This is a genomic window from Streptomyces sp. NBC_00775 (assembly GCF_036347135.1).
GTDB lineage: Bacteria > Actinomycetota > Actinomycetes > Streptomycetales > Streptomycetaceae > Streptomyces > Streptomyces lutosisoli.
Map to the genome: position 1 here is coordinate 162306 of NZ_CP108938.1, position 25770 is coordinate 188075.

Annotated in this window: 27 protein-coding genes and 5 pseudogenes; 19 read left to right on the forward strand and 13 right to left on the reverse strand. The window is 68.3% G+C overall.

From position 1 onward, the window contains the following. Positions 1 to 264: 264 nt before the first annotated feature. From OIC96_RS00765 to OIC96_RS00780, 4 genes and pseudogenes are all read left to right on the forward strand, one after another. The gene (locus OIC96_RS00765; RefSeq protein WP_330462114.1) at positions 265 to 705 is read left to right on the forward strand and encodes a hypothetical protein; all 441 of its coding nucleotides are present in this window, start codon (positions 265 to 267) and stop codon (positions 703 to 705) included. Continuing rightward, positions 702 to 1391: a hypothetical protein gene (locus OIC96_RS00770; protein WP_330309819.1), complete on the forward strand. Its 690-nt coding sequence runs from the start codon at positions 702 to 704 to the stop codon at positions 1389 to 1391. The genes OIC96_RS00765 and OIC96_RS00770 overlap by 4 nt, the downstream gene beginning before the upstream one ends. A 6-nt stretch (positions 1392 to 1397) precedes the next feature. Continuing rightward, positions 1398 to 1862 (forward strand): SLATT domain-containing protein, encoded by a 465-nt coding sequence (locus tag OIC96_RS00775; protein ID WP_330309818.1) that lies wholly within the window; start codon positions 1398 to 1400, stop codon positions 1860 to 1862. Positions 1863 to 2637: 775 nt separating this feature from the next. After that, positions 2638 to 3357, forward strand: a pseudogene (locus OIC96_RS00780) (transposase); the annotation flags it as partial. 847 nt (positions 3358 to 4204) lie between these two features. On the opposite strand, the gene OIC96_RS00785 reads toward OIC96_RS00780, so the two are convergent. The 3 genes from OIC96_RS00785 to OIC96_RS00795 form a co-directional block, all read right to left on the reverse strand. Further along, positions 4205 to 4807, reverse strand: coding sequence for a TetR/AcrR family transcriptional regulator (locus OIC96_RS00785; RefSeq protein ID WP_330309817.1), 603 nt, complete (start codon positions 4805 to 4807; stop codon positions 4205 to 4207). Between the two features lie 48 nt (positions 4808 to 4855). Beyond that, positions 4856 to 5851 (reverse strand): NADP-dependent oxidoreductase, encoded by a 996-nt coding sequence (locus OIC96_RS00790; RefSeq protein ID WP_330309816.1) that lies wholly within the window; start codon positions 5849 to 5851, stop codon positions 4856 to 4858. A gap of 394 nt (positions 5852 to 6245) precedes the next feature. Further along, entirely contained in the window at positions 6246 to 7172 is a 927-nt protein-coding gene (locus tag OIC96_RS00795; protein ID WP_330309815.1) for an NADP-dependent oxidoreductase, read from the reverse strand. 135 nt (positions 7173 to 7307) lie between these two features. On the opposite strand from OIC96_RS00795, the gene OIC96_RS00800 reads away from it, so the two are divergent. After that, a complete protein-coding gene (locus tag OIC96_RS00800; protein WP_406501207.1) occupies positions 7308 to 8351 on the forward strand; it encodes a GlxA family transcriptional regulator in 1044 nt (347 codons plus the stop codon). Positions 8352 to 8423: 72 nt separating this feature from the next. On the opposite strand, the pseudogene OIC96_RS00805 reads toward OIC96_RS00800, so the two are convergent. Continuing rightward, positions 8424 to 8555, reverse strand: a pseudogene (locus tag OIC96_RS00805) (IS630 family transposase); the annotation flags it as partial. A 169-nt stretch (positions 8556 to 8724) separates the two neighbouring features. Between OIC96_RS00805 and OIC96_RS00810 the strand changes: the two are divergent. The 3 genes from OIC96_RS00810 to OIC96_RS00820 all read left to right on the forward strand — a co-directional run bounded on the left by OIC96_RS00810 (position 8725) and on the right by OIC96_RS00820 (position 10517). After that, positions 8725 to 9285 (forward strand): YrhB domain-containing protein, encoded by a 561-nt coding sequence (locus OIC96_RS00810; RefSeq protein WP_330309814.1) that lies wholly within the window; start codon positions 8725 to 8727, stop codon positions 9283 to 9285. A gap of 186 nt (positions 9286 to 9471) precedes the next feature. Next, positions 9472 to 9687, forward strand: coding sequence for a hypothetical protein (locus OIC96_RS00815; protein ID WP_330309813.1), 216 nt, complete (start codon positions 9472 to 9474; stop codon positions 9685 to 9687). After that, on the forward strand, positions 9684 to 10517 hold the full coding sequence (locus tag OIC96_RS00820; protein ID WP_330309812.1) for a helix-turn-helix transcriptional regulator: 834 nt from the start codon (positions 9684 to 9686) through the stop codon (positions 10515 to 10517). The genes OIC96_RS00815 and OIC96_RS00820 overlap by 4 nt, the downstream gene beginning before the upstream one ends. A gap of 3 nt (positions 10518 to 10520) precedes the next feature. Here the strand turns inward: OIC96_RS00820 and OIC96_RS00825 are convergent, their stop codons facing one another. Further along, positions 10521 to 11207, reverse strand: a complete 687-nt coding sequence (locus OIC96_RS00825; protein ID WP_330309811.1) for an SDR family oxidoreductase — start codon at positions 11205 to 11207, stop codon at positions 10521 to 10523. A gap of 218 nt (positions 11208 to 11425) precedes the next feature. Between OIC96_RS00825 and OIC96_RS00830 the strand changes: the two genes are divergently transcribed. Both OIC96_RS00830 and OIC96_RS00835 read left to right on the forward strand, forming a co-directional pair. After that, positions 11426 to 11617, forward strand: a complete 192-nt coding sequence (locus OIC96_RS00830; protein WP_406501208.1) for a hypothetical protein — start codon at positions 11426 to 11428, stop codon at positions 11615 to 11617. 15 nt (positions 11618 to 11632) lie between these two features. Continuing rightward, a complete protein-coding gene (locus OIC96_RS00835; protein ID WP_330309810.1) occupies positions 11633 to 12301 on the forward strand; it encodes an ABC transporter permease in 669 nt (222 codons plus the stop codon). A gap of 143 nt (positions 12302 to 12444) precedes the next feature. On the opposite strand, the gene OIC96_RS00840 is transcribed toward OIC96_RS00835, so the two are convergent. Next, a complete protein-coding gene (locus tag OIC96_RS00840) occupies positions 12445 to 12879 on the reverse strand; it encodes a protease complex subunit PrcB family protein (RefSeq protein ID WP_330309809.1) in 435 nt (144 codons plus the stop codon). A gap of 534 nt (positions 12880 to 13413) precedes the next feature. Between OIC96_RS00840 and OIC96_RS00850 the strand changes: the two genes are divergently transcribed. Further along, positions 13414 to 13623 carry a hypothetical protein gene (locus tag OIC96_RS00850; protein WP_330309808.1) on the forward strand — a complete coding sequence of 70 codons (210 nt, stop codon included), beginning with the start codon at positions 13414 to 13416 and terminating at the stop codon, positions 13621 to 13623. Between the two features lie 65 nt (positions 13624 to 13688). Here OIC96_RS00850 and OIC96_RS00855 read toward each other — a convergent pair whose 3' ends face one another. The 4 genes and pseudogenes from OIC96_RS00855 to OIC96_RS00870 form a co-directional block, all read right to left on the reverse strand. Next, the gene (locus OIC96_RS00855; RefSeq protein ID WP_330309807.1) at positions 13689 to 14273 is read right to left on the reverse strand and encodes a hypothetical protein; all 585 of its coding nucleotides are present in this window, start codon (positions 14271 to 14273) and stop codon (positions 13689 to 13691) included. 87 nt (positions 14274 to 14360) lie between these two features. Then, positions 14361 to 14722, reverse strand: a pseudogene (locus OIC96_RS00860) (IS701 family transposase); the annotation flags it as partial. A 135-nt stretch (positions 14723 to 14857) separates the two neighbouring features. Beyond that, on the reverse strand, positions 14858 to 15493 hold the full coding sequence (locus OIC96_RS00865) for a DUF6461 domain-containing protein (RefSeq protein ID WP_330309806.1): 636 nt from the start codon (positions 15491 to 15493) through the stop codon (positions 14858 to 14860). A gap of 172 nt (positions 15494 to 15665) precedes the next feature. Continuing rightward, a complete protein-coding gene (locus tag OIC96_RS00870; RefSeq protein WP_330309805.1) occupies positions 15666 to 16829 on the reverse strand; it encodes a DUF6236 family protein in 1164 nt (387 codons plus the stop codon). A 762-nt stretch (positions 16830 to 17591) separates the two neighbouring features. Between OIC96_RS00870 and OIC96_RS00875 the strand changes: the two genes are divergently transcribed. The 3 genes from OIC96_RS00875 (at position 17592) to OIC96_RS00885 (ending at position 20053) form a co-directional block, all read left to right on the forward strand. Then, entirely contained in the window at positions 17592 to 17987 is a 396-nt protein-coding gene (locus OIC96_RS00875) for a hypothetical protein (RefSeq protein ID WP_330309804.1), read from the forward strand. Between the two features lie 234 nt (positions 17988 to 18221). Then, complete coding sequence (locus tag OIC96_RS00880; protein WP_330309803.1) at positions 18222 to 18761, forward strand: ArsR/SmtB family transcription factor; 540 nt, start codon at positions 18222 to 18224, stop codon at positions 18759 to 18761. After that, positions 18758 to 20053 (forward strand): MFS transporter, encoded by a 1296-nt coding sequence (locus OIC96_RS00885; RefSeq protein WP_330309802.1) that lies wholly within the window; start codon positions 18758 to 18760, stop codon positions 20051 to 20053. Before OIC96_RS00880 ends, OIC96_RS00885 begins: the two co-directional genes overlap by 4 nt. A 168-nt stretch (positions 20054 to 20221) precedes the next feature. Here OIC96_RS00885 and OIC96_RS00890 read toward each other — a convergent pair whose 3' ends face one another. Further along, entirely contained in the window at positions 20222 to 20581 is a 360-nt protein-coding gene (locus tag OIC96_RS00890; RefSeq protein ID WP_330309801.1) for a hypothetical protein, read from the reverse strand. 46 nt (positions 20582 to 20627) lie between these two features. On the opposite strand from OIC96_RS00890, the pseudogene OIC96_RS49735 reads away from it, so the two are divergent. From OIC96_RS49735 to OIC96_RS00905, 3 genes and pseudogenes are all read left to right on the forward strand, one after another. Further along, positions 20628 to 20771 (forward strand): annotated as a pseudogene (locus tag OIC96_RS49735) (IS5/IS1182 family transposase); the annotation flags it as partial. 316 nt (positions 20772 to 21087) lie between these two features. After that, positions 21088 to 22158, forward strand: coding sequence for a hypothetical protein (locus OIC96_RS00900; RefSeq protein ID WP_330309800.1), 1071 nt, complete (start codon positions 21088 to 21090; stop codon positions 22156 to 22158). A 250-nt stretch (positions 22159 to 22408) separates the two neighbouring features. After that, a pseudogene (locus tag OIC96_RS00905) lies at positions 22409 to 23156 on the forward strand (transposase family protein). 235 nt (positions 23157 to 23391) lie between these two features. On the opposite strand, the gene OIC96_RS49740 reads toward OIC96_RS00905, so the two are convergent. Further along, complete coding sequence (locus tag OIC96_RS49740; protein ID WP_406501211.1) at positions 23392 to 23658, reverse strand: SDR family oxidoreductase; 267 nt, start codon at positions 23656 to 23658, stop codon at positions 23392 to 23394. Between the two features lie 197 nt (positions 23659 to 23855). Here OIC96_RS49740 and OIC96_RS00915 point away from each other — a divergent pair, with 197 nt between their 5' ends. After that, a complete protein-coding gene (locus OIC96_RS00915) occupies positions 23856 to 24173 on the forward strand; it encodes a hypothetical protein (protein WP_330309799.1) in 318 nt (105 codons plus the stop codon). A 311-nt stretch (positions 24174 to 24484) separates the two neighbouring features. Here the strand turns inward: OIC96_RS00915 and OIC96_RS00920 are convergent, their stop codons facing one another. After that, a complete protein-coding gene (locus OIC96_RS00920; protein ID WP_330309798.1) occupies positions 24485 to 24700 on the reverse strand; it encodes a hypothetical protein in 216 nt (71 codons plus the stop codon). A gap of 443 nt (positions 24701 to 25143) precedes the next feature. Here OIC96_RS00920 and OIC96_RS00925 point away from each other — a divergent pair, with 443 nt between their 5' ends. After that, the gene (locus OIC96_RS00925) at positions 25144 to 25659 is read left to right on the forward strand and encodes a hypothetical protein (protein WP_330310441.1); all 516 of its coding nucleotides are present in this window, start codon (positions 25144 to 25146) and stop codon (positions 25657 to 25659) included. Positions 25660 to 25770 lie beyond the last annotated feature (111 nt).

The following is a 25770-nucleotide window of genomic DNA, read 5'->3' on the forward strand; positions in this document are numbered from 1 at the left end:
AATAACCCTGCGGACTCCCGGCCATGGACACGCCTTTTGAGCGGTGCGACTTCCCCGCCACTCGGCGGTCCCTGGGCAGCCAGTACGTACGCCACAGGCACCCAGCCCTGCTCCATCCGCTTTGCCACGCAACCTTGGCCGAACGACGTCTCCGTGAGCCAATGAGGCAAGCCGCCCGCCCGAACGGCAGGACACCGCATGCCGGGCTGGGTATAACCAGATGCTGTGCAGCTCTACAGGGGACAAAAGGAGTGGCGGCGGGACATGCAGATCACGGCGCCGTCACTGCGGTCGGGATACTTCAACGACCCGACGATCTGGACCGAGATACAAATCGACCTGTTCACCACGTTGTTGGAGGCTTCGGACAGCGGCGACAAGAAGGCGCGAAGCCATCTGGAGTCCCAGCTCCTGCACATCCAAAGCGCCAAGCATGCAAATCCGTTCGTTTCCTGCAGTCGCAGGTGGTCAGTCGCCCAAGGCTTTGCTCTCTTCAACGACACGCCGGGATACGTGCTGAGCATTGTGGGTAGTGGAGCGGGGTTCGACTTCGCAGCAGTACGGGAGAGGCACGGCCTGTTCGGGGACGCCGTTGACCACCTCTTCGAGTTCGGAGTTCCGAGGGTGCTGGGCAACGACTTCACGGTGGTGCAGGTGCACTACGTCCAACCCTTCGGCCGACCGACGGAGGTGGTCTTCCCATGAGGGTGTCCTCGGTTGGCCTACCCGAGGCCTTCGGATATTTCGCCTGGGCCTTCGAGAACCTCCCTGCAACGTCGGGAATCGCCGAGTCGCTCACCCGCGACAGCGACGACCGTCTCGATGGGCTGGACTACGTGGTGCGACGCTCATTCTTCATCGAGACCGGACAGTTGCCCGGGGCTCTCGAGGACTATCTAGAGCGCGGGCGATGGAGGTTCGCGTGGGAGCCGCCGCCTGGCGGATCCTCGGATGAGTATGGGCTAGCCACACCCACGGACTATGTGGACACCGTTGGCACCTTGCCGAGCAGGTACCTGAGTGCGCCAGAGCAATACTTCGGCGCCGACAGCCAGTCGTTGGGCCCCATGGCGGACGCAGCCGCCTACCGGTTGATGCTCAACTGCTTTTTGATGGCGTTCCTGCAGGAACGCAGCTGTCTGCCCTGGCTTGGCGTCCTCATGCTCCGCGGACCACTTGATCGTCAGTTCACCATCGCCCGCTTCCTTCACCTCATGACCGTCGCCGACGTCGTCGGACGATACGACAGTCCGCCGAGCCGTGACCTGGTGCTCGACTGGGCAAGCGCGATCGACCGTGGGACCGTCTTCCTCCGACAGAACGTCTCCCTGCAGGGGGCGTTCCACACGTATCTGGCAGCACTCCGGCGCACCGACCGATGGGAAGAATGAGCCACAGTGAGTGACGAACCCTCATCGGAGACAGACAGCGACCCGCTGCGGCTCGTACAGGACCAGATCGCCCAGCACATCAAAGCGTTCTCCTCGGCTAAGCGCTTCTTTCGCCGCATGTCCTTGCTACAGACCGTGAGCACCGCGACGCTGGGCGCGGCAACGACATTCCTCATCGGCCTTGCACAGATCTACAAGCACGCATGGCTGAGCGCTCTGTCGCTGGCCTTCTCGGCCCTGGCGACAGTCTCCGCGGCCTGGACCGGCTGGTACAGCGCGAGGGAAACGTGGGTCACGTACCAGGGTGCGCTGAACCGTCTCTACGCGCTGCGTTCTCGCATCGCTTTCGAGTCGACGCAGCCCGACGCAGCCACCGGGGTCGAGAGAGCGAGCGCCTATTACACCGAGTGCCAGAGCATCCTCGATGACGTCAACGGCCAGTGGCAGCAGAACAGAATGAGCCAGTCCTAATTCTCCTTTTGCAGTAACGCTTCCGAGCCGACCTGAAGTGCTCTGCAGGGCGGTCGGGGGTTGCGACTGCATGGGTAGCGGGCTCGCACCGCAGTACGCTCTGCAACCCGTCGGCGCTGCAGTTGGTGCTCGGACGACACCTGGTGCAGAGCGCCGACCCGGGCTTCGACGTCGGTCTTGGCCTGGTTGATGTCCTTTGCGTCGGCAGCCCGGAGTTCATTGAGCCGACGAACGTACGATCACCCTGGGACCGGCACACCTGCCCGGCCCCCTCAGCGCACCCGCTTCGGCGCACCCCGGACCCCGCAGAGCGGCCGGCGAACCATTCCTCCCTCACGGTCACCCACCCATGTGGCGTCCTCCGGGACCGGGAAGAGCACTGTCAAGTTCAGCGTGTCGGGCTTCTACGGGCGCTGGTAGCTGCCACTGGCCGTGCCAGATATGGCTGCCCCGACTGCCATCTGCCAATCAAGGGCGGGAGTGCCAGCCTGGCCGCGCACCGCAGCACCGTCCACACCCACGCCGGGAATCCCCGGCGCCCGATCACGATCCCCCTGGAGTTCTGACCCGTCGTCTCACGGCGTGACGGACGCTCCGTGCCGCCCCGGCCTCCCCACACAACGGGGGCCGGGGCGGTCGCGGTAGTCCCTCACGACCGAGTACACGGGAGGAGTTGGACGTCATGACCCTGCTGCCCTACTTCGAGGTCGACGTCCCGATCAGGAGCACCGCCCAGCCCGGCCTGAGAGGTGTTGTGACTGAGCGCTTCAGTTGGCGAGAGGCGTTACGGTGCCTGCTCGCCCGCCGCGGCGTCACCTTCCAGCGCACCAAGACCTGGAAGGAGTCCCCGGACCCCGAACGGGAGACGAAGCTGGACCGTATCGAGCACGTCCTGGACCGCTTCCCGGACCGGGTATTCGCCTTCGATGAGTTCGGCCCACTCGGGATCCGGCCCATCGGCGGCAGCTGCTGGGCCGAACAGACCCGGCCCGACCGGCTGCCGGCCACCTACCATCGCACCCACGGCGTCCGGTACTTCCATGGCTGCTACTCGGTGGGCGACGACCGTCTGTGGGGCGTGAACCGCCGCAAGAAGGGTGCCGGGAACACGCTGGCCGCGCTGAAATCGATCCGCGCCGCCCGGCCCGACGGCGCACCGATCTACGTGATCCTGGACAACCTGTCCGCCCACAAGGGCGCCGACATCCGCCGCTGGGCAAAGAAGCACAAGGTCGAGCTGTGCTTCACCCCGACCTACGCCTCCTGGGCGAACCCGATCGAGGCGCACTTCGGACCACTGCGGCAGTTCACCATCGCCAACTCCCACCACCCCAACCACACCGTCCAGACCAGGGCCCTGCACTCCTACCTCCGCTGGCGCAACGCCAATGCCCGCCACTGCGACGTCCTGGCCGCCGAACGCAAGGAACGCGCCCGCATCCGCAGCGAGAAAGGCACCCGATGGGGCGGACGCCCCCTCACAACCGCAGCCTGATCCAACCCGGCGAACCTACGCGGTCACAGCACTAGATCGCTGCCGTTGCGGCTCCGTAGGGCGACACGGCCGTCGGCCCACCGGCCGGCCAGGGCGCGGCAACCGTCCCACTTCTGTTATGCGCTGTTGAGCTGTCCACGGACTATCGTCCAGCGTCATGTCGATCACCGGTTGGCGAGCACGGGAGTTCAGCTCCCTGTTGGCCGATCTCGGTGAGGGGTTGGATGATCTGGGGGTGCCCGAGGGGCAGCCGTTCCTGATCAGTCCGGCGGGCGTGTACGACGTGGCGCGGAACCGGTATTTCTCGGTGTGGCCGGCGTCTTCGCCGTGGAACACCCAGGCCGCCCCTGCCCTGGACCTGCGCACGTACTTCGACTTCCTGTGGTTCGCGCGAGGCAGGCGGGACTGGCGTGATGCGCCCATGGACGACCGGGCGGCGTTCGAGTGGTGGGGCGGTCACCTACGACTGCCATGTCTGCCGGCAGCCCTACGAGCGCCCCGACCTGGCCGCCTGCGCCACGCACGACGCGGTAGGACGGCATCATCGCGTCGAAGGCGCCCTTGAACTGCTGAATCGACCCACAAAGCCCTGACCGCATCACACGGGCCTCGACCCGGAATCCTGGGGACAGGGACTGTGCGACGGGGACTCGACGCCACGTAGGCAGGCAGTCTCCGGAATCCCAGCAGCACGCGGTGGCGGTAGTCCTCCGGCCGGCCGCCCCAGCCGTCCAGTCATGCCGGTATGGGCAGCAACGGCCGGATGACCTGTCCTTTGGGGATGCGGGCCATGCCGCAGCCGAGGACTGCCCGGATGGTCGCCTGGGCCTGAGGCCGGGGCCGCGCTTCAGCGAGGCAGCAGGGCGTCGACCTGCCTGCGGATGTCCTGCACGATCTCCTCGACGCTCAAGGCGATGTTCACGCCTGCCGCCATGCTGAGGAACATCACGGCGGACACGATATGTGCCAGCGTCGCGGCGTCGCCCTCTGCGACCCGCTCGTCTCGGCGCAGCACGGCGGCGACGGCCTCCTCGGTCTGCGCGACGATGGCCAGTGCCGCGCCGTGCCGGGGCTCCTCGGGGTCGCCGAAGATAATCTCTCGCAGGTAGGTGCGTCCGTTGTCGATCTGGATGCGGTTGCACTCGACGATCGGCCGGACGATCGCCAGCACCGCGTCCAGCACGCCGGGGACGGTCTCGGCGTCCGCCCGGCCCTGCTCAAGTGCTTCGACGTACTTGGCGTTCTGGACAAGGAGGAGGAGTTCGCCCTTGGTCTTGGCATAAAGGAACAGGGTCCCGGTGCCGATGTCGGCCTTGTCGGCGATCTGCTGGGTCGTGACCTCATCGACGCCGTGTTCGGCGAACAGTTCACTGGTGGCAGCGACGATGCGGTCGAGTTCTTCCTGCTTGTTCCGCTCGCGCCGTCCGACCGACTGGGAGGCGACAGACATGGGTGGTGTCCTCGTGCGTTCTGTGTCGCCCGTCGCGGTTGCGGCGGGTCAGCTGCTGCCGATGACGGCCTTGCCGCGGATGCCACCCTGGGACAGGGCCTGCAGCGCCTGCGGGGTCTGATCGAAGCCGACCACCTTTCCCACGACCGGACGCACCACGCCCTCGTCGATGAGGGTGGTGATCTGGCGGAGCTGGTCGCCGCTTGCGCGCATGAGCATGAACTCGTACGTCACGCCGAGCTTCTTCGCCTGCTTGCGGATCTTGCGGCTCAGGGCGGCGACCCCCAGGCGCAGCAGCGGGTTGAGGCCGGCCTCGCGCGCGAAAGTGGGCTCCGGGGGACCAGCGATCTCGATGGCTTTGCCGCCGGGCTTGAGCACCCGCAGGGACTTCTCGAGAGTCTCCCCACCGAGGCTGTCCAACACCAGGTCGTAGCCGGTCAGGAGCTGCTCGAAGTCCTGGGTGCGGTAATCGATCACCGTGTCCGCGCCGAGCGCGCGCACGAAGTCCGCGTTGGAAGCGCTGGCGGTCGTGGCGACGTGCGCACCGAGGTGCGCGGCGAGCTGGATCGCGATCGAACCGACCCCGCCGGCGCCGGCGTGGATGAGAACCTTCTGCCCGGGCCGCACCTTCCCGCGCTCCACCAGCGCCTGCCACGCCGTGAGCGCCACCAGCGGCAGCGAGCCGGCCTCATTCATGCTGATCGAGGCGGGCTTGAGCGCCAGGTCGCCCTCCGCGACGGCGATGCGCTCGGCGAACGTGCCGATGCGGTCCTGGTCGGGCCGACCGTAGACCTCGTCTCCGGGCTTGAAGCCGCGAACCGCCGTCCCGACGCTGATGACGGTGCCCGCGACGTCGTTGCCCAGGATCAGCGGCAGCTTGTAGGGCAGGATCTGCTTCAACTCACCGGCGCGGATCTTCTCATCCAGCTGATTCAGTCCGGCGGCCTCCACCCGGACGAGCACGTCGTGCTCCCCGACGGTGGGCTCGGGGACGTCCGCCTCCTGCAGCGGCTCCTTGTACTTGGTGACGACGAACGCTCGCATGGGACACCTTTCCTTGTCTTCATCCTATTTATCCAGGTGTGAGGCCAGATCAGCCAATTCGGCGTGACATGGGGCCCAGCCTCACTCCATTAATCCGATTGCACTCAATTATGAGTCTACTCAGTATTACTCAAGGGAGGTCCCGTGGGACGCGGCCCACATGCCGATCGGGCGCCGCGAGCGGGCCAAGCAGGCCAAGCGTGAGCGCATCATGACCGCAGCCCGCGAACTGTTCGCCGCACATGGCGTCAGCGGGGTCACGGCACAGCAGCCGGCCGTGCCCGCAGGTCCGTCCCGTCCCGTTCGGCCGCGCCCGGAGCCCCGGGACCGGTCGGTCCCGGGGCTCCGGTCCCGCTCCACCTGCCCGCAGCCGACCCGGCCGGGGCGGCCGGCGTCAGGCGACGCTCAGGACGATCTTCCCGGTGGTGCGGCCCTGCTCGCCGATCTCGTGCGCCTTCGCGGCCTCGGCCAGCGGGACGACGGTCTCGACCACGGGCGTGAGCGCGCCCCGCTCGGCCAGGGCGGCGATCTCGCGCAGACCCAGGTGGTCGGGCTCGACCAGCATCCACACCGCCCGCACGTGGTCGGGGACGTCGGCGGGGACGTCGTCGGGGCCGGGCAGGGTGATCAGCCGGCCGCCCGGGCGCAGCACCGTCAGGGACCGCTCGGCGTTCTGGCCGCCGAGCCCGTCCAGCACCACGTCCACGTCCCCGACGGCGTCCTCGAAGCGGACCGTGCGGTAGTCGATCACCTCGTCCGCGCCCAGCTGCCGCAGCAGGTCGTGCTTGCCGGCGCTGGCCGTGCCGATGACGTACGCGCCGCGGGCCTTGGCGATCTGCACGGCCAGGTGGCCGACCCCGCCGGCCGCCGCGTGCACCAGCACCCGCTCACCGGCGCGCACCCCGGCGGTGTCCACCAGGGCCTGCCAGGCGGTCAGTGCGGCCAGCGGCAGCGCCGCCGCCTGCACGTGGGTGAGGTTCGCCGGCTTGGGCGCGAGGTGGCGGGCCGGGGCGACGACGTACTCGGCGTAGGCGCCGGCCTGCCGCGGGAACAGCGGCATGCCGTACACCTCGTCCCCGGGGCGGAACATCCCCACGCCCGGTCCGACGGCCTCCACGGTGCCGGAGACGTCCCAGCCGACCGCCGGGACCTCGCCCCACTCGATCAGGGCCCCGCTGGCCCGGGTCTTGAAGTCCACCGGGTTCACACCGGCCGCGTGGACCCGCACCAGGACCTCGTTCAGTCCCGGCTCGGGCCGGGCGACCTCACGCTCCACGAGCACCTCCGGTCCGCCCCACTGCTCCACGACCACCGCACGCATGCTGTCCGCCTCACTCTTTCCGTCTTGATCGGATACCGGCCGCCCGGGCCCTTCCCGGCGCGACGCAGTCCACGATCCGGCACCCGCCCCCACCATGGTGTTGGCCGTCTGGCCACTATGTGACAGGATCTGGCCATGAGCGAGATGCCGTGGCCGTGCACCGACCCCCGCCCCGACCCGAGCGCCGACGCGGCCGGGCGGCACCGCATCGCCGTCCTCGCCCTGCCCGGCGTCCCGCCCTTCGAACTCGGCATCCCCTCCCGCGTCTTCGGCAGCGTCCTGGACGCCGGCTCACGCCCGCTGTACGAGGTCACCGTCTGCACCGCCGACGGCGCCCCGGTCCTCAGCGACGCCGGGTTCACCGTGCAGCCCGCGGCCGGTCCCGAGGCCCTGGCCGCCGCGGACACCGTGATCGTCCCGCCCACGCACGCCATGCCCGAGCTGGGCCGCGGCGGCCCGCTGCCGCCCGAGGTCACCGCGGCCATCGCCGGCATCCGGCCCGGCACCCGCCTGGTGTCCATCTGCACCGGCTCCTACGTCCTGGCCGCCGCGGGCCTCCTCGACGGCCGGCCCGCCACCACCCACTGGCACCTCGCCCCCGAGTTCCGCCGCGCCTACCCCCGCGTCAAGGTCGACGAGGAGGTCCTCTTCGTCGACGACGGCGACGTCCTGACCTCCGCGGGCGTCGCCGCCGGCGTCGACCTGTGCCTGCACATGATCCGCCGCGACCACGGCGCCGCCGCCGCCAACCGCGCCGCCCGCATGTGCGTCGTCCCGCCCTGGCGGGACGGCGGCCAGGCCCAGTACATCGACCGCCCGGTGCCCGAACCCACCGTCGCCACCACCACCGCCACCCGCGCCTGGGCCCTGGAACACCTCGGCGAACCCCTCTCCCTGAACCGCCTGGCCGAACACGCCCAAATGAGCCTGCGCTCCTTCACCCGCCGCTTCCGCGACGAGGTCGGCATGACCCCCGTGCAGTGGCTCACCGCGCAACGCCTGGAACTGGCCAAGCAGTTGCTGGAGACCACCGACCTGTCCATCGACCTGGTCGCCCACCGCTGTGGCTTCGGCTCCGCCAACTCCCTGCGCGCCCACATGCGCACCGCCTTCGGTGTCTCACCCGCCTCCTACCGCCGCACCTTCCATACCGACGACCTGGTGGAAGCGGGCGTCTGAGGACACATCAGCGCCGCACATACCCGCTCCGCGGGCCGGCCGGGATCCGCCTGATCATCCGCTGCCGGTGCCCCCTCCAGCGGAGGCCAGCAGCATCATCGCCCGCCGGTAGCGCACCGAACTCGTGCTGCCCCGGCGCACGATCTGCTGCAGCTTCTGCCCCTCGTGGTCGGTCAGTCTGCGCACACGGACGGGCTCGGCCACCGCGCCTCCAGCGGTCGGATCGGATGTCACCGCACATGCAACCGCCACGACCGCCGACCCGGCGAACCTATGCGGTCACAGCACTAGCCGTCGCCGCAAGGACAGGAGTTGTGACTCCGGGCCCAGAAACCTGCTGGTCAGACCTGGATCCATAGTGGATGCTGCACGCGTGATCGAGAGAGAGACCGCGGTTCGTATCGTCGAGGAAGAGCTGGACCGCGAGAACCAGAAGTGGGCGGCTCTGGGCGTGGAGCCGGTGCCCACAACAGTGCTGCATTTAGAGGAACACGAGCTGGTCTGGAAGGTCTACTGGCAGTCCGAGGAATACGCGCGCACCCGGAACCCCGCCGCCATGTTGATCGGCCACGGCCCCTACCTGGTCGACCGCATCGACGGCGGGCTGCACCAAATTGGAGCCGTATCCGAGATAGAGGGAGCCTGGGAGGCTGACTACCGCGTTCGCATCCGTGGGCTGGCCATCCGCACCCCTGTGGACGATCTACACGAAGAGATGCGCGAAGCTGCCGCCGTACGCGGACGCATGCAAGCGGTACGCATCCTGCGCCAGAGACTGCCGATGCTGTCTCCATCGCAGGCCCTCGAGTACGTGAGTGCGTTGCTGCACGCCGATGCCCCAGCCCACCTGTTGGCTGTTGCTGTTGAACACCTCATCGAACCCATGAACCCTGTGCTCGCTGTGAAGACCATCCGTCAGGGAAAGCTCGACTAGCGAATCTGCCTCACGACAGTTGACTTCCCCATTGGGAAGCCACTGAGCGCGATAGTTGGCCCCACTGAGCGCCGTAGTTGGCCGCCTCGTTGGTCGTGCGGGTGTAGACAGCTGTGGGCTGGCTGGGCCAGGGCCGGGAAGGTCGGTTGGCCTAGAGTCTGTGGTGACCGAACGGCTGGAGGTGCCATGTTCCTGCAGATGAAGGCATGCGCAAGAACGCTCGCATGCACTGAAGAACAGGTTTTGGCGGCGATTTACCAGCCGGCCTCCGGCCTTGGACCCCATCCGAAGTCTGACGCAGAGTTTTCTGGCGGCACCTGTGAGGACGGGCTGTTCATCGGGTCTCAGCGCGTCGAGGACTTCCGGGAACCCGTCGAAGCGGAAGCCGTGGTGGACAGATGACAGCGCAGGGCCGGCGGCGTGAGCTTGCCGAGTTCCTCCGCAGCCGGCGGGCGCGGCGCACGCCTGCCGACGCGGGGCTGCCAACCTTCGGGCGGCGGCGCACTCCCGGGCTGCGGCGCGAGGAAGTCGCGACGCTCGCTGGGGTGAGCATCACCTGGTACACGTGGCTGGAGCAGGCCCGCAATATCCGCGTCTCGCGCCAGATTCTCGGGAGCCTGGCCACGGCACTCGGACTTGATGAGGTCGAGCGTGCCCATCTGTTTCGGCTGGCCGATGAACCGCCTCCGGACGGGGCGCCTTCGCGCGCCGAACTGCCAGCCCAGTACGAGCTGTTGCTCACCCACCTCGACCCGAACCCGGCCTTCATCGTGAACCAGCGGTTCGACATCCTGGCCTGGAACCGCGGCTGCGAACTCCTCTATGGCGACCTGGGCGCCTTGCCCGCATCGCGGCGCAACGTCCTGTGGCTCACGTTCACCGCGCCCGAGGTGCGGGAGATGACCCGAGACTGGGAGACGGAGGCCGCGCTCACCGTCGCGCTGTTCCGCACGCAGGCGAACGAAGGCATCCTGGCGCCCGAGATCACCGGACTCATCGCGGAACTGGCCGACGCCAGCCCCGACTTCGCCCGCCTGTGGCGACGCAAGGAGCTGGCGCCGTTCGTGCCCAAGGCCCGTACGATCGACCATCCGCTGCTCGGCGAGGTCACCCTCGACTACGTGAAGCTGCACGTGGCGAACGACGACAAGACGCTGGTGTCGTATCTGCTGCCACCGGGCTCAGAAGTGGAGAGCCAATTCCTGAAACTCGTCAGGAATCCGGGTGCGTGAACGTCAGGCGACGGTGAACCCGCCGTCGACCGGGAGGACCGTGCCCGTCACATAGTCGGCGCCGATGAGGTAGGCGATCGCGTTCGCGACATCGCCGGGCCGTCCGATCCGCTTGGCCGGAAGGTCCGCCGCCACGGCGGTGAACTGGGCCGCACGCTGTTCCTCCGGCAGGAACGACCACCAGGGAGTGTCGACGGCCCCGGGGGCCACGGCGTTGACCCGCACCGGAGCCAGTTCGGCGGCGAGCGGGGACACGATGCGTTCGATCGCCCCGTTGACCGCGGCGAGCGCCACGCTGCCGGGCAGGGCGGCCCTCGCGGTGGCTGCGGAGATCATCGTGACTGAGCCGGTGACGTCGGCCTTCTGGATCGCGTACAGGTATGGGAAGAGCTTGCCGTCGAAGGCACCCCTGATGCTGGCCAGGCTCACGTCCGAGAGCGGCCCGAACCCGAGCGCGCCCGGACTGAATGCCAGCACGAGATGGTCGATGGCGCCGATCCGCTCGAAGAACTCCGCCACGTCCGTTTCCGAGGCGCCGTCGATCTGTTCGGCACCGGCCACCCGGTCCTTGGCTGCCGCCAGCTTCTCGAGGTCCCGTCCGGTCACGATCACCTCGGCGCCGGCAGCCGTCAGCCTCTCGGCTGCCGCGAGGCCGATCCCGGACGTCCCACCCATGATCACAACGCGCATCGCGTGCGTCTCCGATTCCGTAGGTCTGTGTTGCGTTTGCCCCATCAGCCTCGGGAATCCGGAGACAGTGATCCAGATACGCCTGATGCTGGTGGTCCGGCCACCCCCCAGGTCGTGCCCAGGGGAGGCTCGGATCGGCATCAGTAACACGACATGGTCGCTACCCTGCGGCCAACTGTGACGCTCAGAGTGGCCAACTGAACCGCTCAGTCACAGGTGTGCACGTCTTCACCGGTCACGCCGACAGCCGCAGCGCCGCCGTACGGATCGCACACGAGGTCTACGACGCGGCACGCGCCGCGCAGCAGGCCGGACTCGAGATCCCCCGGCAAGCGGCCGGACGGCTGGGGAGTCCGCGGCTACCGGCCCGGCTGGGACTTCGACTGGCCCGCCGAGAACGCAGACACTGACCGAAAGGCCGCCTGATGACTACCGCCAACCTTTCCGTGGTGCCCGCCCCCGAGAAGAGGGCACACAAGGCATTCAAGGTGACCAGCACCGGGGTACTGCGCTCGAAGTGGACCAAGTTCTGGTCGCTGCGCTCCAGTTGGCTCACCCTCGTGACCTCTGTGGCGGTGCTGATCGTCTTCGGGGCGATCGCCGCCTTCACCTACAGCCCCTCCGGCTCCGCGATGAGCGGGCCGCCCGGCACGGACACCGGCGGTTCCACCGACGCGATCAGCCTCGCCCTGACCGGTTCGACCTTCACGGCCCTGATCGTGGGCGTGCTCGGCGTGCTGATGTCCGCGGGCGAGTACGGCACCGGCATGGTCCGCTCCACGTTCGCCGCGGTGCCACGGCGCCTGCCGGTCCTGTGGTCCAAGAGTGCCGTGATCGGCCCCCTCGTACTGATCGTCACCACGATCGGCGCGCTGGCCGCGTTCCAACTGGGCACCCCGGGCCTGGACGGTGAGAAGATCGCCCTGTCCCTGGGCGACGACGGCGTACTGCGCAGCCTGGCCGGCGCCGGCGTCTACCTCGGCCTGGTCGCCGTGTTCGGCGTGGCGTTGGGATCGCTGATCCGCTCCACCGCCGGGGGCATCGCCGCTCGCCCCGGCCTTCCAGAGATCATTTCGCTGAGAAAACCTCACTGACCGGGTGACAGCGGCCAGCGGAAAATCCGGTACGGCCAGATGGCAAGGTGACCATCCGTATCCGCCAGATCGCATCCGCTCCTGTGCCGTCGGGTCGTGTGCGGCTCTTCAGCGCAGCAGGCGTCGGCATTGCACCCGTGCGTTCACTGCTCGGGGACTTCGCGCTGGAAATGGAACTGGAAGCTCACTCCGTCCGGCTCCCGGGGTGTCGTCACCGCGTGAATGGGGTGAGTGAGCGCGGATCCGGTTGCAGCCCCCTGCGTCGGGAGGGTTTCCACTGCGTACACATGGATCGTGTGGCCACGGCGGACGAGACGGCGGATCTCCACACGGTACCCGGTGGTGGGGCGGGTTCCGGTGGCGACGAACAGCACCCAGTCCATGGACCAGTCGACCTGGGGTACATCGGCCGGCGGCCGTCTGCCGGCAGTCGCACGCCACCACAGGCCTGCCCAGGCGGAGCGGGTCCGGACGGTGAGCGCGGTCGCCTCCGCCACCTGCGACCACACGTCAGCGACCAAATGCCGGAAGGGAACCTCGCGTTCGAGCTCGTCCCCGACGAAAGCGCGCTCCCCCATACGGCATCCTCCCGTCCCGGCTGTCCCACGCACCGGCTTCTCCTGCCCGCCGGTGCGGCAGCAGCATCGCATCGCCATGGTGCCCAATCTCGCGGAAGTCCGCCATTTCCCGGCCGTCCAGCACAGCACCACCCGCCAACTCACGTGACCCGCTGTGACATTCGCGGCCAGATGGCTCCCCCGCCAACTGGCCGCGAACAGGGAATCGGAGCCGGCCGCCCACAACCGGGTGACGGCGCCACGGCACAAAACGCACAAGGCTCCCGCACCGTCGAGAGAGGCGTCCGACACCCCAACCCACCGGCACAGCAGCCCCGCCGGCTCCCCGTCCTGCCGCACCCGGCCTCCCGCACACCCCGGCCGAGCGGGTCACCACGCTCAAAGTCCTCGGCGAGGGTGACCGCCGCCGCACACTCCCGCCGCACCAACGTGCCCCGGCCGCCCCGGTGTTGCCGGGGTACACATGAACGTGGCTCTGGCAAGATCTTCGTAGGCAGAGATCATCTGGGTGCGGCGGAAGCCGGAGCCACTTACATGAGAACGCCGACAGATGTACCCGCGCCGGGCACGACACCCCCGCCCCGGACGGCCGCCGGCTCCGGCACCCCGGCGGGAACCGCCCACGCCTCCACCACCACGGTGACCCACCCGCCCGCCGGCCGCGCGACCGGCCTGCTGCGCACCCTGCGCGAGCGACACGCCCCCACCGGCAGACCCGTCTCGTACTCCAGCCGCACTTCGTGATCACGAGTTGGGTCGTTGCTGGTAGCGGCTGTGGCGGGCTCATGCTTCGTTCGGGGGGGGAAGACTCACTGCCCGCCGAGTCGGAGCGCAACAATCACGTACAGGCACACGGACGCCGTCATCAGCAGAAAGGCGAGAATCGTGTGGACGACAAGTCCTCGCCCCGGGACAAGACCCAGATATGTCTGTGCCGCACGGCTCACCCGGGGCCCGGGGACACCTTGCGCGGCGTTCGCGTCCGCCCTCTCGATCGCTCGCCGAAGCTTCCCACGGCCTCTCCTGGTCGTAACGCCCAGGCGCACACCATGGGTGTCGCGCACCACCACGGTTCGGCACGCACCGCCGTACGAAAAGGTCGTCAGCAGCTGAACGGTGGCGATCCGGTTCAGATCGATGGACCGTTCGCCGGTCAGGCTGTGCGCAGTCAGACGCGACGACGAGTGTCGAAACGGGGCTCGTTCCTCGCACAGCGCAGGCAGGAGGACGAAGCCGACGACCGCGGACAGCAGGCCGAGCACGATCGGTGTGCTTTCGGGGACTGCCCCAGCCCGGGCCAGTCCGTAGCCGCCGAAGGGCAGCAGAAGGACCACCACCGCCAGACCCGATCCCATCCGTGCACGCGCCACGCTGCGGGTTGTGCTTGCTTCCATTGGCGCCCCCCCATTTCTGCCGGCATGCACCAGCATGCATGCGCGGTAGGTCTTTCCGCACTGCCGGTGGCCGGCAATCCTCGGTGATCACGCTGAGGCTGCGGCCTGGCGGTGGCAGTGGCTTGCTCGGGATCGGGTCTGGTGGCGGGTCGCCAGTGGGACCAGCGCAGCCGGTGTGCCGTGTCGTGGACGGGCCCGACAACCAGCGTGATGAACAGGCGCTGGATCTCGTTGCAGGTGAGCGGGATCAGGTTGTCCGGGCAGCGGTGGCGGGCGTGTTCGCCGGCGCGGACGACTGCGAGGAACGCGTGGGCGAGCTTGGCGAGGGTGACCCAGCGGGACCAGGACACATAACGGCTGACCTGGTACTCATCCAGTCCGGCCAGGCCCTTCGTGGACTGGAACGCCTCCTCGACCCGCCACCTTGATCCCGCGACCCGCACCAGGGCCGCCAGGGGCGCGAGCCGGGGCGAGTAGCAGCGGTAGCAAGCGAGTTCGCGTTGGTGCGGTTGCGATGGCGTCCCGCCAAGTGGTGTAGCGGGATATGACTCTGCTCGGGTGGACGTGGCTACGTGAAGGAGCCGTCACGTGAACGCGGCTGCCGGCAGCTCTGCCTCCGTCTCCTCCCAGGGGAGGTAGATGCCGAACTCGCCCTCCAGGAACCGCAGGAACGCGACCTCGCCCACCTCGTTACCGCTGTGAACGAAGCCAAGCGCCACTTCGGCTGGGGCGCCGTTCGTAAGGTGCGGCTGGCCGGGCTCGAAGGACGTCACCGGCTCCCCGTGGAGGGCGTAATCGACGCGGCTGAAGCCCTTCGCGTTGCGATGCACGCAAAACGCCCGCCCCCGCTGGGACAGCGCCGCGAGGTAGGTCCCCGTATGACAGTGGAATTCCTCCAGCGCATACGCCCAGCCCGCCACCGAGCCCGCTCGGACGATGGTGTCCGGCGGGGCGGGCAGAAAACCCCCGTTCGTCAGCCGGGCAACCGCCGCATCGTCTTCCCAGTCCAGGAAGTCGAGGTCACTGATGTGGTCCTCCTCATCCCTGAGCAGCAGCTCGTATGCCGCGGAGCGGGTCAGCGGGACAATGTGACACTCCTCGGCGCCAACGCTGCGCAGCAGCTCGTACGGCGAGAGACCCTCGCTGAGTGTGAGCGTGAAGCCGATGTTGTAGTCATCGGCTATCCAGCGCAGCCCGTTCTCCGTACGTCTCCGGTTCATCAAGCCGCCCTCCCTGCAAGGTGGTCCGCCGCGATGGCGACCCTCGGAGCAGAACCTAACGCTCGGCGCTCACACCCACTGGCGGTGCGCACTACGTGACGGAGCCCTGTGGCGTGCGGCGCCGAGGGCACGGAGGCGAGTAGAACAGGGCAGGGTGGGAGGCGGAGTGTCCTCAGGCGATGTCGCCGCCCGCACCGGGGATCCGGCGGCAGACTCGGCGGACGAGGGACCGGGTCTCCAGCCCCTTCTCCACTGATAGCAGGTACGCGGAGGGCGAGGAGGCGCGGAGTGCCTGGCGTTCGCCGGTCACCGTCCGAGCCAGGCCGGCCAGGGCGAAGGTGACGCCGGTGGCAGTGCTGACCAGTGGGCCGGCGTACACGCCGCCCGCCATGCCCGCCAGCGTGGCCGGGACCGCGAACTTCAGATTCGCGGCGCTGAACGCGGTGTCGATGCCGAGCCCTCGCATGGCTCGCCGCAGCTCCTCCAGGGGACGTTCGAATCTGCGCCCGACCTCCATGGAGACATAGCGGTCGATGGAGGTCGGCAGAGTCACATCGGCCAGATGCTCGCGGAGATCGGCGGCAGCGGCGGTGACTTCCCTGTTGAAGGTGTCGAACTCGTCCTTGTGGCGGCGGCGCAGTTCGACGATCTTCCCTACCGGGACCGCATCGAGGTCCTCGGGCACGACAATGCGCACCGCCAGCATTCCCATAGCGTCCGTGAGATCGCTGGAAGGTGCTTCCCTCGGTTCCCTCAGCACGCTCGGTCTGTCCAGCAGCGCATCTGTGACGCGCTCGGCGTCCCAGCCGTGGGATGCCGCGTGGGCTGCGGCCTGGTCGGTGGTGGGGACGAAGTCGCCCCGGCGGGCGACCTCCTCGGACAGCGCGCACTTGTAGACCCACACGAGCGCCGGATCCATGCCCACCCAGTCGTCTACGCCCGGCTCCGAGAAACGTGTTCCCCGGGAAGGCACGGCCAAGCCGGTGCCGAACAGGGCCTCCCGCACGTCCGGGGCGACCTCGCCCCAGTGAAGGTAAGCCCGTCCAGGTGGTTGCGGTTCCGCGACCGCCCATCCGTAGCGTTGTCTCAGATCGTCCGCGTGAGCCGCGATGACGTCGAGGAAGACGGACGAGACTCCCAGCGCGGACGAGGAGGGCTCGACGGGAACGACGAAGTCGAGTTCTGCCGTGAGCGCGCGGGCGGTGTCCGAATCGGTCACCGGGAAGCGGTCGGGAACGATCCGGGCCAGCTGAGGCCAGTAGAGCGCGGCCGTCTTCAGCCACTGCTCGTCCCTGAAATTGACGTACGGGTAGTAGAGCCCGATCCGCTGCAGCACGCTTCCCCCCCTGTCGCACCCCGCAAATTGAGCCGGCGCCCCCAGAGTGGCAGCCCGCTCCTCTTCCCGCCAAGCGCCCGAGTGGCTGTGAACAGTTCCTCTGGCCCCGGCTGAACGCTTGGGTTCTAGAGGTGGTTGCAACACCTGACCCTCGGGGTTGTTGCGATGACCAGGCCGCGTCGGAAGGGCGGATTCCAGCGATCATCGTGTTGCGGCGAGCTCAGCGAAGGGGTCTGCGGGGGTCTGCCAGCCGAGGGTCCTGCGGGGGCGGCGCCCCGCTCACCGTCATCAAGGAGTACATCGAGAACCAGAAACGTCCCGGCTGAGGCCAATAGCGCAGAACCGTGCACCCGCGCGGGTCAGAGCAGCGTTAAGAAGCGCTTCCTCCCGGGCGTGAACGCCCGGGGTTCCGCACTAGATCATGCTGAAATCAAAGAGCGAAGAGCGGGGTGGCCCGGAAGCAGCCCGCTCCCATTGCCCGGCTCCACGATGAGCGGCAGATGTCGCCCCGTGCGGTCACCGGCGGCACAGGGCGGCGCGAAGGCCGGGGGTCTGTTCACGGACACTGACGGCGACGCCTGTACCGCATCCTGACGAAGCGGGTGGCCCCGGCGACCGCACCAGCCCAAAGCGGCAGGCATGTTGGGCACGTTCGGCGGCTCTGTCGCTGATCTTGTAACGGATCCGATGAACGTGCCCAGCCTGGTGGGCTGAACTGGTCCAGGCTGGTGGGCCGAACGGGTCCGGTGCGACCCTGCTCGCATGAGCCTCGACGACAACGACTACTGGCAGCGCTGGATAGCGAGGTTGCTGGCCGTCCTTGCTGCTGATCCTTCTGATCAGCTGGCCTGGGCCGGCGAGCACCACGTGAGGACTGCCGCCGTCGCCGACGACGCCGCTTTCATCCTGCATCTGGCCGAAGGAATGGCTGAGCGGGGCACTCTCGAACCCCAAGCCCTCCAGGGCCTCAAGACCATCGACCGGTCCTTCGGCGAGATGGACGTCCGCGGCCCGGCCGACCGGTGGGCCGATGCACTGACTGCCTATACGGCCTGGAGTGAGGTACGAACTGTGGCCCGCCGGATCCTCGTCGCCCGGCTGGGCGAATGGCGTCTGCCACTGCCACGCCGCGTGCCGCCTCAGCACATCTATGACTGAGCACGTTCGTCGGCTCTGTCGCTCATCACGTGAGGGAACCGGTCGGGCCCTGGTCAGGATGCGTCTGCGGAGGAGACCGAAGCCGGCGCGGCCGTAGCCCGTCCGTTTGATCAGCTTCGCTCCGGTGCTGTGTTGCTCGACCTCGCCCGAGCTCCATGTCGAGGGCGGGCCGGCGACGACGGCCCGCGCGAAATCCCCTTGCCCAATGGTCAAGGATCGTTGACCATTGCTCGTATGCCTACCGATGATCTTCCCGAGACGTTCCACGTCACCACTGACGCGCAGCTGCGCGCCGTCTCCAACCTCACGCGCCACCGGATCATGGCCGTGCTCCGCTTCGAGCCGGCGACGATTACGCAGATCGCCGCCCAGGTGGGCCTCGCGAAGGGCAGTTCCAGCTATCACGTGCGGCTCCTCGAGCAGGCCGGCCTGGTGAAGGTGGTACGAACGCGGAAAGTGCGGGGGGTCACCGAGCGGTACTACGCCATGGCCGCGCGGGCGATCGTGCTGCCGGATCCCGGAGCGGGGCAGCCGGATGTGCTGATGCGGCATGCGGTGGCAGACCTGGAGGCGGCGCCGGTGGATAGCGAACGGCACGTACGGATGGCGCATCTGCGGCTCACCGAGGAGCAGTTCACGCAGCTGGGGGCGCGGCTGCAGGCACTGGCCGACGAGTACCGGGAGCTGTCCGATCCGTCGCTGCCGGACGCGTCACTGCTCTTCGCACTGTTCCACCCGACACCGCGCGAGCAGGCCGAAGGGGACGCCAAGTGACCTCAGACGTCCGGAAGTTGCCGACCGGGTTCGGGAGGCTGTGGACTGCGCAGACGATCTCCTCGCTCGGGGACGGAGTGTCGCATGCCGCGCTGCCGCTGCTCGCGTTGACGTTGACGCGGGATCCGATGGCGCTCGCCGTCGTCACGGCTACCGGAACGCTGCCGTGGCTGCTCTTCGGGGTGCTCGGCGGTGCGCTGGTGGACCGCTGGGACCGCCGGCGCACGATGTGGGTCATGGACGCGGCGCGTGCGGTGCTGCTCGCGATACCCGCGGCGGCGGCCGCGCTCGACGTGCTGAGCATTCCACTGCTCGCGGCCGTCGCCTTCCTGCTCGGCCTCGGCGGACTCTTCTTCGACACGGCCGCCACGGCCTATCTGCCGGATCTGCTCGGCCGCGACCCCGCGCTCCTGGAGCGCGCCAACTCCCGCCTGCGCGGCACCCAGACCGCCGCGTCCGGCTTCGCGGGGCCGCCCGCGGGCAGTGCCCTGCTCGCGCTCGGGCGGGCGGTTCCGCTGCTCGCCGACGCGGTGTCGTTCGCGCTCTCCGCACTGCTCGTACGGTCGCTGCCCGCCGCACCCCGGCCCGTACCGGAGACCCGCGAGTCGCTGCTGCGGCAGGCGCGGGCCGGCGCCTCGTACGTCTTCCGGGACCGGGTGCTGCTCGGGCTCGCGCTCCGCCCGGCGGTCGGGAACATCGCCTTCCTCGCCGTGGAGACCGTCCTCGCCCTCTTCGCGCACGACCGCCTCGGCATCGACACCTACGGCTTCGGCCTGCTCCTCACGGCGGAGGCCACCGGCGGCCTGCTCGGCGCGGGCATCGCCTCCTACCTTGGCCGACGACTCGGCACCGGCACCGCACTGACCTGCACGGCCGCTGTCGAAGGGCTTGCCATCCTGGGGCTTGCCGTTGCCCCGAACCCGTACGTGGCCGGGCTGGCGCTCGCCGTCTGCGGGGCCGGCATGGGCGCCACGATGGTGCTCGGGCCCTCCCTCCGCCAGGCGATCGTCCCCGCCCACCTCATGGGCCGGGTCGCCTCCACCTCCCGCATGCTCGCCATGTGCGCCGCCCCCATCGGGGCCTTCCTCGGCGGCTGGCTGGCCACCACCTACGACATCCGCACCCCGCTCTACACCGCCGCCGGCCTCCTCCTCACCATGACCGCCGTCACGGCGACCATGACCAGCAACCGCCGGGTCGAAGCAGCACTGCGCGCCGCCGCCCCGACCGGCGGTCCAGGCCACCCGGAATCCCCTGATCCCGCCCAGGCGAGTGCACCCGACTTGTTGTGACACTTTCGCGGAGTCGACGTCCCACGGACGCCGAACCGAACGCCAAGCCTCAACAGGCCCCTCCCACAACCATGCTGGCCTGCGGAAAGAGATACGACACGGCTCCTTACCAAGCTGCCGTCACCGTTGCCTCAATCCTGCTCTGGATCTGACCCTTGAAGGCGATCTCTAGGACTCGGCGGTTCGCGCCGCCGCCACGTAGTCCTGGAGCATCGCTTCGAACTCGTCGGCCGCGATGTCGCAGTCCTCGAACTGCCCGTACAGATCGAGGAGCCTGACGAGTTCGGAGCTAACGCGATGGGCCGCTGCAGAGGCGGTCCCCAGACTGAACCCCGACCCCCAGCGCTGCGAGTCGGCGCGCCAGGCTGCCAGGTACGTCTCCGCAGCCCCGGCCGAGGCGATGCCCATGAGCAGAGTCTCCACTGCCCGCCGGAGGTTCTCGTCTCCAGCGGGCTCCCTGACGGGGACCCAGTCCTCGTCCTCGTCCAAGGTGAATGTCCATATGGCCTGGGCGACGGACCTGGTCATACTTTCCCCTTCTCTGGGCCAGAACAGCTTGGCCACGGCTTCCGTGATCTCATCAGCGGCCTACCGCCGTCGCAACGTCGCCGAGCGCTGCTTCAACCGTCTCAAGCAGTGGCGCGGGCTGGCCACCCGCTATGACAAGGCCCGAGAGTCTTGCCAAGCCGCCGTCACCATCGCCTCAATCCTGCTCTGGACCTGGCCTTTGAAGACGATTTCTACGGCGTCCTCTCGTCCTGCGCCGTCCATGTACGAAGCACGCGCTCTTGGAAGCCCGTCTTCCCGATGAGGCAGACCACGACCTTCGGATTCTTGCCGTATTCACTGGGCTTTTTCAGAGTGGCCACTGATCGAGTGACGGCTGAGCCGATGCACGCCAGTTGTCACATAGGCAGGCTTGCTGTCGCTGTGGCCGAGCTGCATGCGCTGGACTTGACCAGCTGAACACCGATGACACCGACGCCGGTTGAGGCGGCCAGGGGTTGTCAGTGGCTGGTGGCAGGATCACCGGTATGGTTTTCGTACGTACTACTCCCCCGCGGCCCGTGGACGTGACCGCGGTCTTTCCTGAGCTGGCTCCGTTAGCGCGTCCTGCGATCCGGCTGCATCCTCGTCCCGGGTCGCCTTCGACAAGGGAGAGCTCGGTCGGGGGGCCGTTGCTGTGGCCGGCTGAGGAGCCGTGGCCGCACTGCGAAGGCACGCACGTGGACAGCGGATTCCGCGAGTCGCCGGCAGAAGTGCGGCTGACCAGACGCAGGGTGGCCCGGCAGCTCCGTGATCCCCATGGTCCCGCGTTCACACCCGAGGAGGAGGCGATCAAGGAACGGAACGCCGCGATGCTCGCGGAGCGACTCGACGCAGGCCCTCCGTGGCCCGCGGAGTGCCCGGTCCCCATGCTGCCCGTGGCACAGCTGTATCTGCGCGACATACCCCTGTTGCGGCCGCCCGGACAGGCCGATCTGCTCCAGGTCCTCTGGTGCCCCTACGACCACAATCCGGGTCACAAGCCGTCGACCGCACTGTTCTGGCGGTCCGCCGCGGAGGTCGGCGACGTCCTCGTCGCACCGCCGGAACCGTGTGAGGTGAACTGGTGGGGATATGTGCCGGAGCCGTGTCTGCTGGCACCAGAAGCGATCACCGAGTATCCCAACAGCCTCGATCTGAGCCCGGAGATGCGGCTGACGGTGGAAGACTGGAGCAGATGGCAGGCAGCCGGCGCCGGCGTGGACAGCTCGTACGCGGAGTATCCGGCGGAGTTCTACAACGGCAATCTGGCTGACTCTCCCGGCTGGAAGGTCGGTGGCTGGCCTCCGTGGGGCCGCACCGACCCCAACCCCCGGTACTGCGGTGTGTGCGACGTGCAGATGGTCCCGCTGCTGACCATCGCCTCCTTCGAATGGGACGGTGGTGACCTACGCGGCTGGGCGCCGTACGAAGACCGAGCCGCCGCCTACGCCGACAGTCACTACGCCGGCCAGGACCCCGCGCAGCCGACTAAGGTAGAAGTAGGCAGCACCGACAACATGCAGCTCTACGTCTGCCCGACCTCTCCCGAGCATCCGCACACCGACCTGATCCAATGAGCTGTCGGGCCTGTCACACACGCTCCGCAGTCGGTGGCAGAAGTGCCGCCGCGTCAGGGTGTGTGACAAGCCGTTCGCCTCACTGATGCCAGCCGGACTGCTTCGACCAGTCCCCATCACCACGTCATCCGGCTACGCCGGTGACAACTACCGAACCTCGGCACAACGGCGGCGGGACCCGCAACGCACGAGACTCCTGTGCCGTTGGGGGACGTGTTCGAAGTCTCAACCCGTCGGCACAGGAGCCTCATTGGTTCCCCATCCTGCCGCACTCGACCTGCCGCACACGCTGGTTGAATGGGTCACCATGCTCACCGTCACCCGTGAGGGTGACCGCCGCTGCAAGCTCCCACCGCACCACCGCGCTGGTCGCCCTGATGTACCTGCGCAAGCAGGACACCCTCGCGCAGATCGCCGCCGGCTTCGGCATCTCGGTGGGCACCGCCCACGCCTACACCCGCACCCTGGTCGACCTGCTCACGGTGCGGGCACCTGGCCAGCTCAAAGTCCTGCGTGAAGCCGACCCGGACTTCGTCCTGCTCGACGGCACCCTCACCGCATGCAACCGCCTCGGCGACGGCCGCGCGGACTACTCCGCCAAGCACCGCCGCCACGGCGTGAACGTCCAGGTGGTCACCGATCTGGCCGGACGCCTGCTGTGGATCTCGCCCGCCCTGCCGGGCCGGACCCATGACCTGACCGCGGCCCCCACCCACCGGATCATCCGGTTCTGCGAACGCCAAAGCGTCCCGCTCCCTGCCGACCGCGCCTCCATCGGCGCCGGACCGTGAGTCACCACACCGGTCAGACGCCCACCCGGTCGCGACCTGTCACCAACCCAGCGCACCGTCAACCGCGCGCTCGCGGCAGTACGGGCACCGGTCGAGCGGGGCGTGGCCCGCCTGAAGTCCTGGCGGATCTTCCACCACGCGCGCTGTAGTCCGAATCGAATGTCGTCAATCGCCGCTGCCGTCCTCACCCTGGAGCGGCAGCGCTGAAAAGGCTCACTGAACTACGGCCGGCAGGCAGCGCCGTAGGGCGATCCAGCAAGGGGCGCTTCTCGACCGCGAACCCAGTCGTCCTCCGCGGTGGCCCCACTGACAGTCAGCTGTGTGCCGTCCGGCATGGCCGCCGCCATCGTGCCACGACACACCTTGCTGTATGTGCAACCGCCTCGGCCCCTCGCGCTCACCCAGATATTGGCGGCGTGTACTCCGTTGACTGCGGCTGGGGTCAGAAGCGACCGCCGCCGGCGTGGAGCGTCTGGCCGGTGATCCAGCGGCTGCGGTCCGAGGCGAGGAAGGCGACAATGCCGGCGATGTCCCCGGGTTCGCCGAGGCGGCCTGAAGCGCGTTGCAGAAGGCCGTGATCTGGCAGGTCAGGGCCTTCCGCAACGCGCTTTAGGGGGCAGGTGGGGTGCCTGGTCGAGCAGCAGTTGCTCGCCAGCAGCGGCGACCAGGCGCAGCCACTCGGGCCCGTAGTCGAGGAGCTGGGCTGCAACGCGGGTAGGGCAGGCCCCGGCCGGGCTGGCCGGCGGCCGATGCGGGCTGGGCGGTGTCGGCCGCCATCTATTGGTCACACCAGGTGATCAGCCGCCGATGACGCCATCAGCGTGACGTACGGTCGCGGCCGCAACCGAAGCGGCCCTTGCGGCGCTCTGGACCTGTAATCCGCAATTCGCCGGTGAGGAGACAGAGATGACCCCCTGGAGCAACGAGAGCCTCAGTTCGTTCGCCGTCGTCGACCCATACGCCGCACATCCCAGCGACAATGCCTGGCCGACTCCCGCCCAGCCCCGCGATGACATCGACTACTTCCTGCCGCCGCCCAACCCCGCCCACCGCCTCAGCTACACCCTCACCCCACACGACCAGCAACGCCTCGCCCTGCACGCGGCACTCACCGCCGCCGGCATCCCCCCGATGCCCGAAGACCGCGCCGTCATCGACCAGCTCAGCGCCCTGCCGGCAGACGTCAACAACACCCTCCAGCGCTGGCTGCACTACGCCCAATGAGATCAAGGGAGCCGCGCCGCGAGCGCGGCCTCAATTCCCTGAGACGCCATCCGCAGGACTTGACGGCCTGTTGCGCGGCATGCGGCTGCGCGGCCGCAGCGAGCTGTGGCAGGAACTGGAACACGCCGGCTGGCTGCGCCGCGCAGTGGGCAAGCACCCGCATGCGGAGGCACAGCTGCTGGATGCCGCAGTCCTCTCCCAGCAACCGGGCAGCCGAGCACGGGCCCGCGCCGCACACTGGGCTCTGCGCGCGGGCCAGCCGGGTGCCGCTCGGCGAACCCCGCAGCACCTTCCCGAAGTACCCGTCGGCGTCAGTCAACTCCACATCCCACAGCGGTCGGCCAGCCGAACCAGGCCCGCATCTGGTCCAGGTGCCCGACGTCCCCGCGGATGGTGCCGTCAGCAAGCCCCACCGAAGCCCGCGCGAGGACGAACCCGGCGAGCACATCGGTCTCGAACTGTTCCAGTTCCTCCGCCGAGACCGGATCGCGGAACTCGCGCCGGTCGCGTACGGCTGCCAGCGCCAACCCGAGCCTCCTCGCCTTCACCCTGATCACAGATCGATCGGATGAAGTGAGAACGCTTCAGAATCCTGAAGTTACGTCACCAGCTCGAAGAACACCTCAAGGAGACAGAACGCCCTGGCCACGAGGACAAGGGCTCAGTAAGGCTCAGAGGAACTCGCGGGATGTCGCACACATCCGATGCCAGGACCGCTCGAAGTCAGCCCTCACCCCAGAAAAAGCAGGCACACACCAAAAAGGATGAACCAATGGAAAATATTGATTTACCGAGGCATGGCTCCCGCTGTGTGGAAATCCCGCTCAGCTGCGGGGAGATTCCCGCGTGAACCTCCGTGTGCCCGGCGACGCCGGTCTGGCCGATTGCTCCCCATACCGATGCCTGCCAGCATGATCCTGTGGTGATGATCCCGGGCTGGGCATGGCGCGGCGGAACGGTACGCCGCGCCGTGAGCATCGGCCTTGCGGCCGGTGTCTTCTTCGGTGCATTCGTGGTCGCCGAGTCGGGATCGTGGGTAGGCGCGGCTCTGGCGGCCCTGTTCCTCAGCCCCTTCTACGGAATCAGGGTGGCCCGTCGGATGAACCGGGCCTGGCCCGGAGCCAGAGACCTGGACTCCGCCGACCGGACGGCGGTAGTCCGTGCCACCCGACGCGGTGAGGACATCGGTGACGCCAGACTGGCGCCCGCCGTAATCGACTACAGCAGCGCGCTGCGCACAGCCCGAGAAAAAGACCGAGTTTTCCGATGGGTACTCCTGCTCTTCGCCGGACTGGCTGTAGCCCTCGCGCTGAGCGACACGTTCACGGGATCGACCCGGGACGCACTGGTGTCGTGGCTGGTCGTCGCGTTCCTACTCGTGGAACTGACATGGTGGCCCAGGAAGCAGTCTCACGTCATGTCCAACGCCGAGCGAGCGGAGAAGCTGGCCCGAGAGGTCCTGCGACACAACACGCCAGGCGAATGAGACGAAGGAACCTCGATCCCGCGGAGCCGTCCCGGTCCTCCAGCACTGCGCAGGGTACGGCGAGCAGGCTGAGACCGCCGGGCCTGCGATCATCATCCCCACCGACACCAC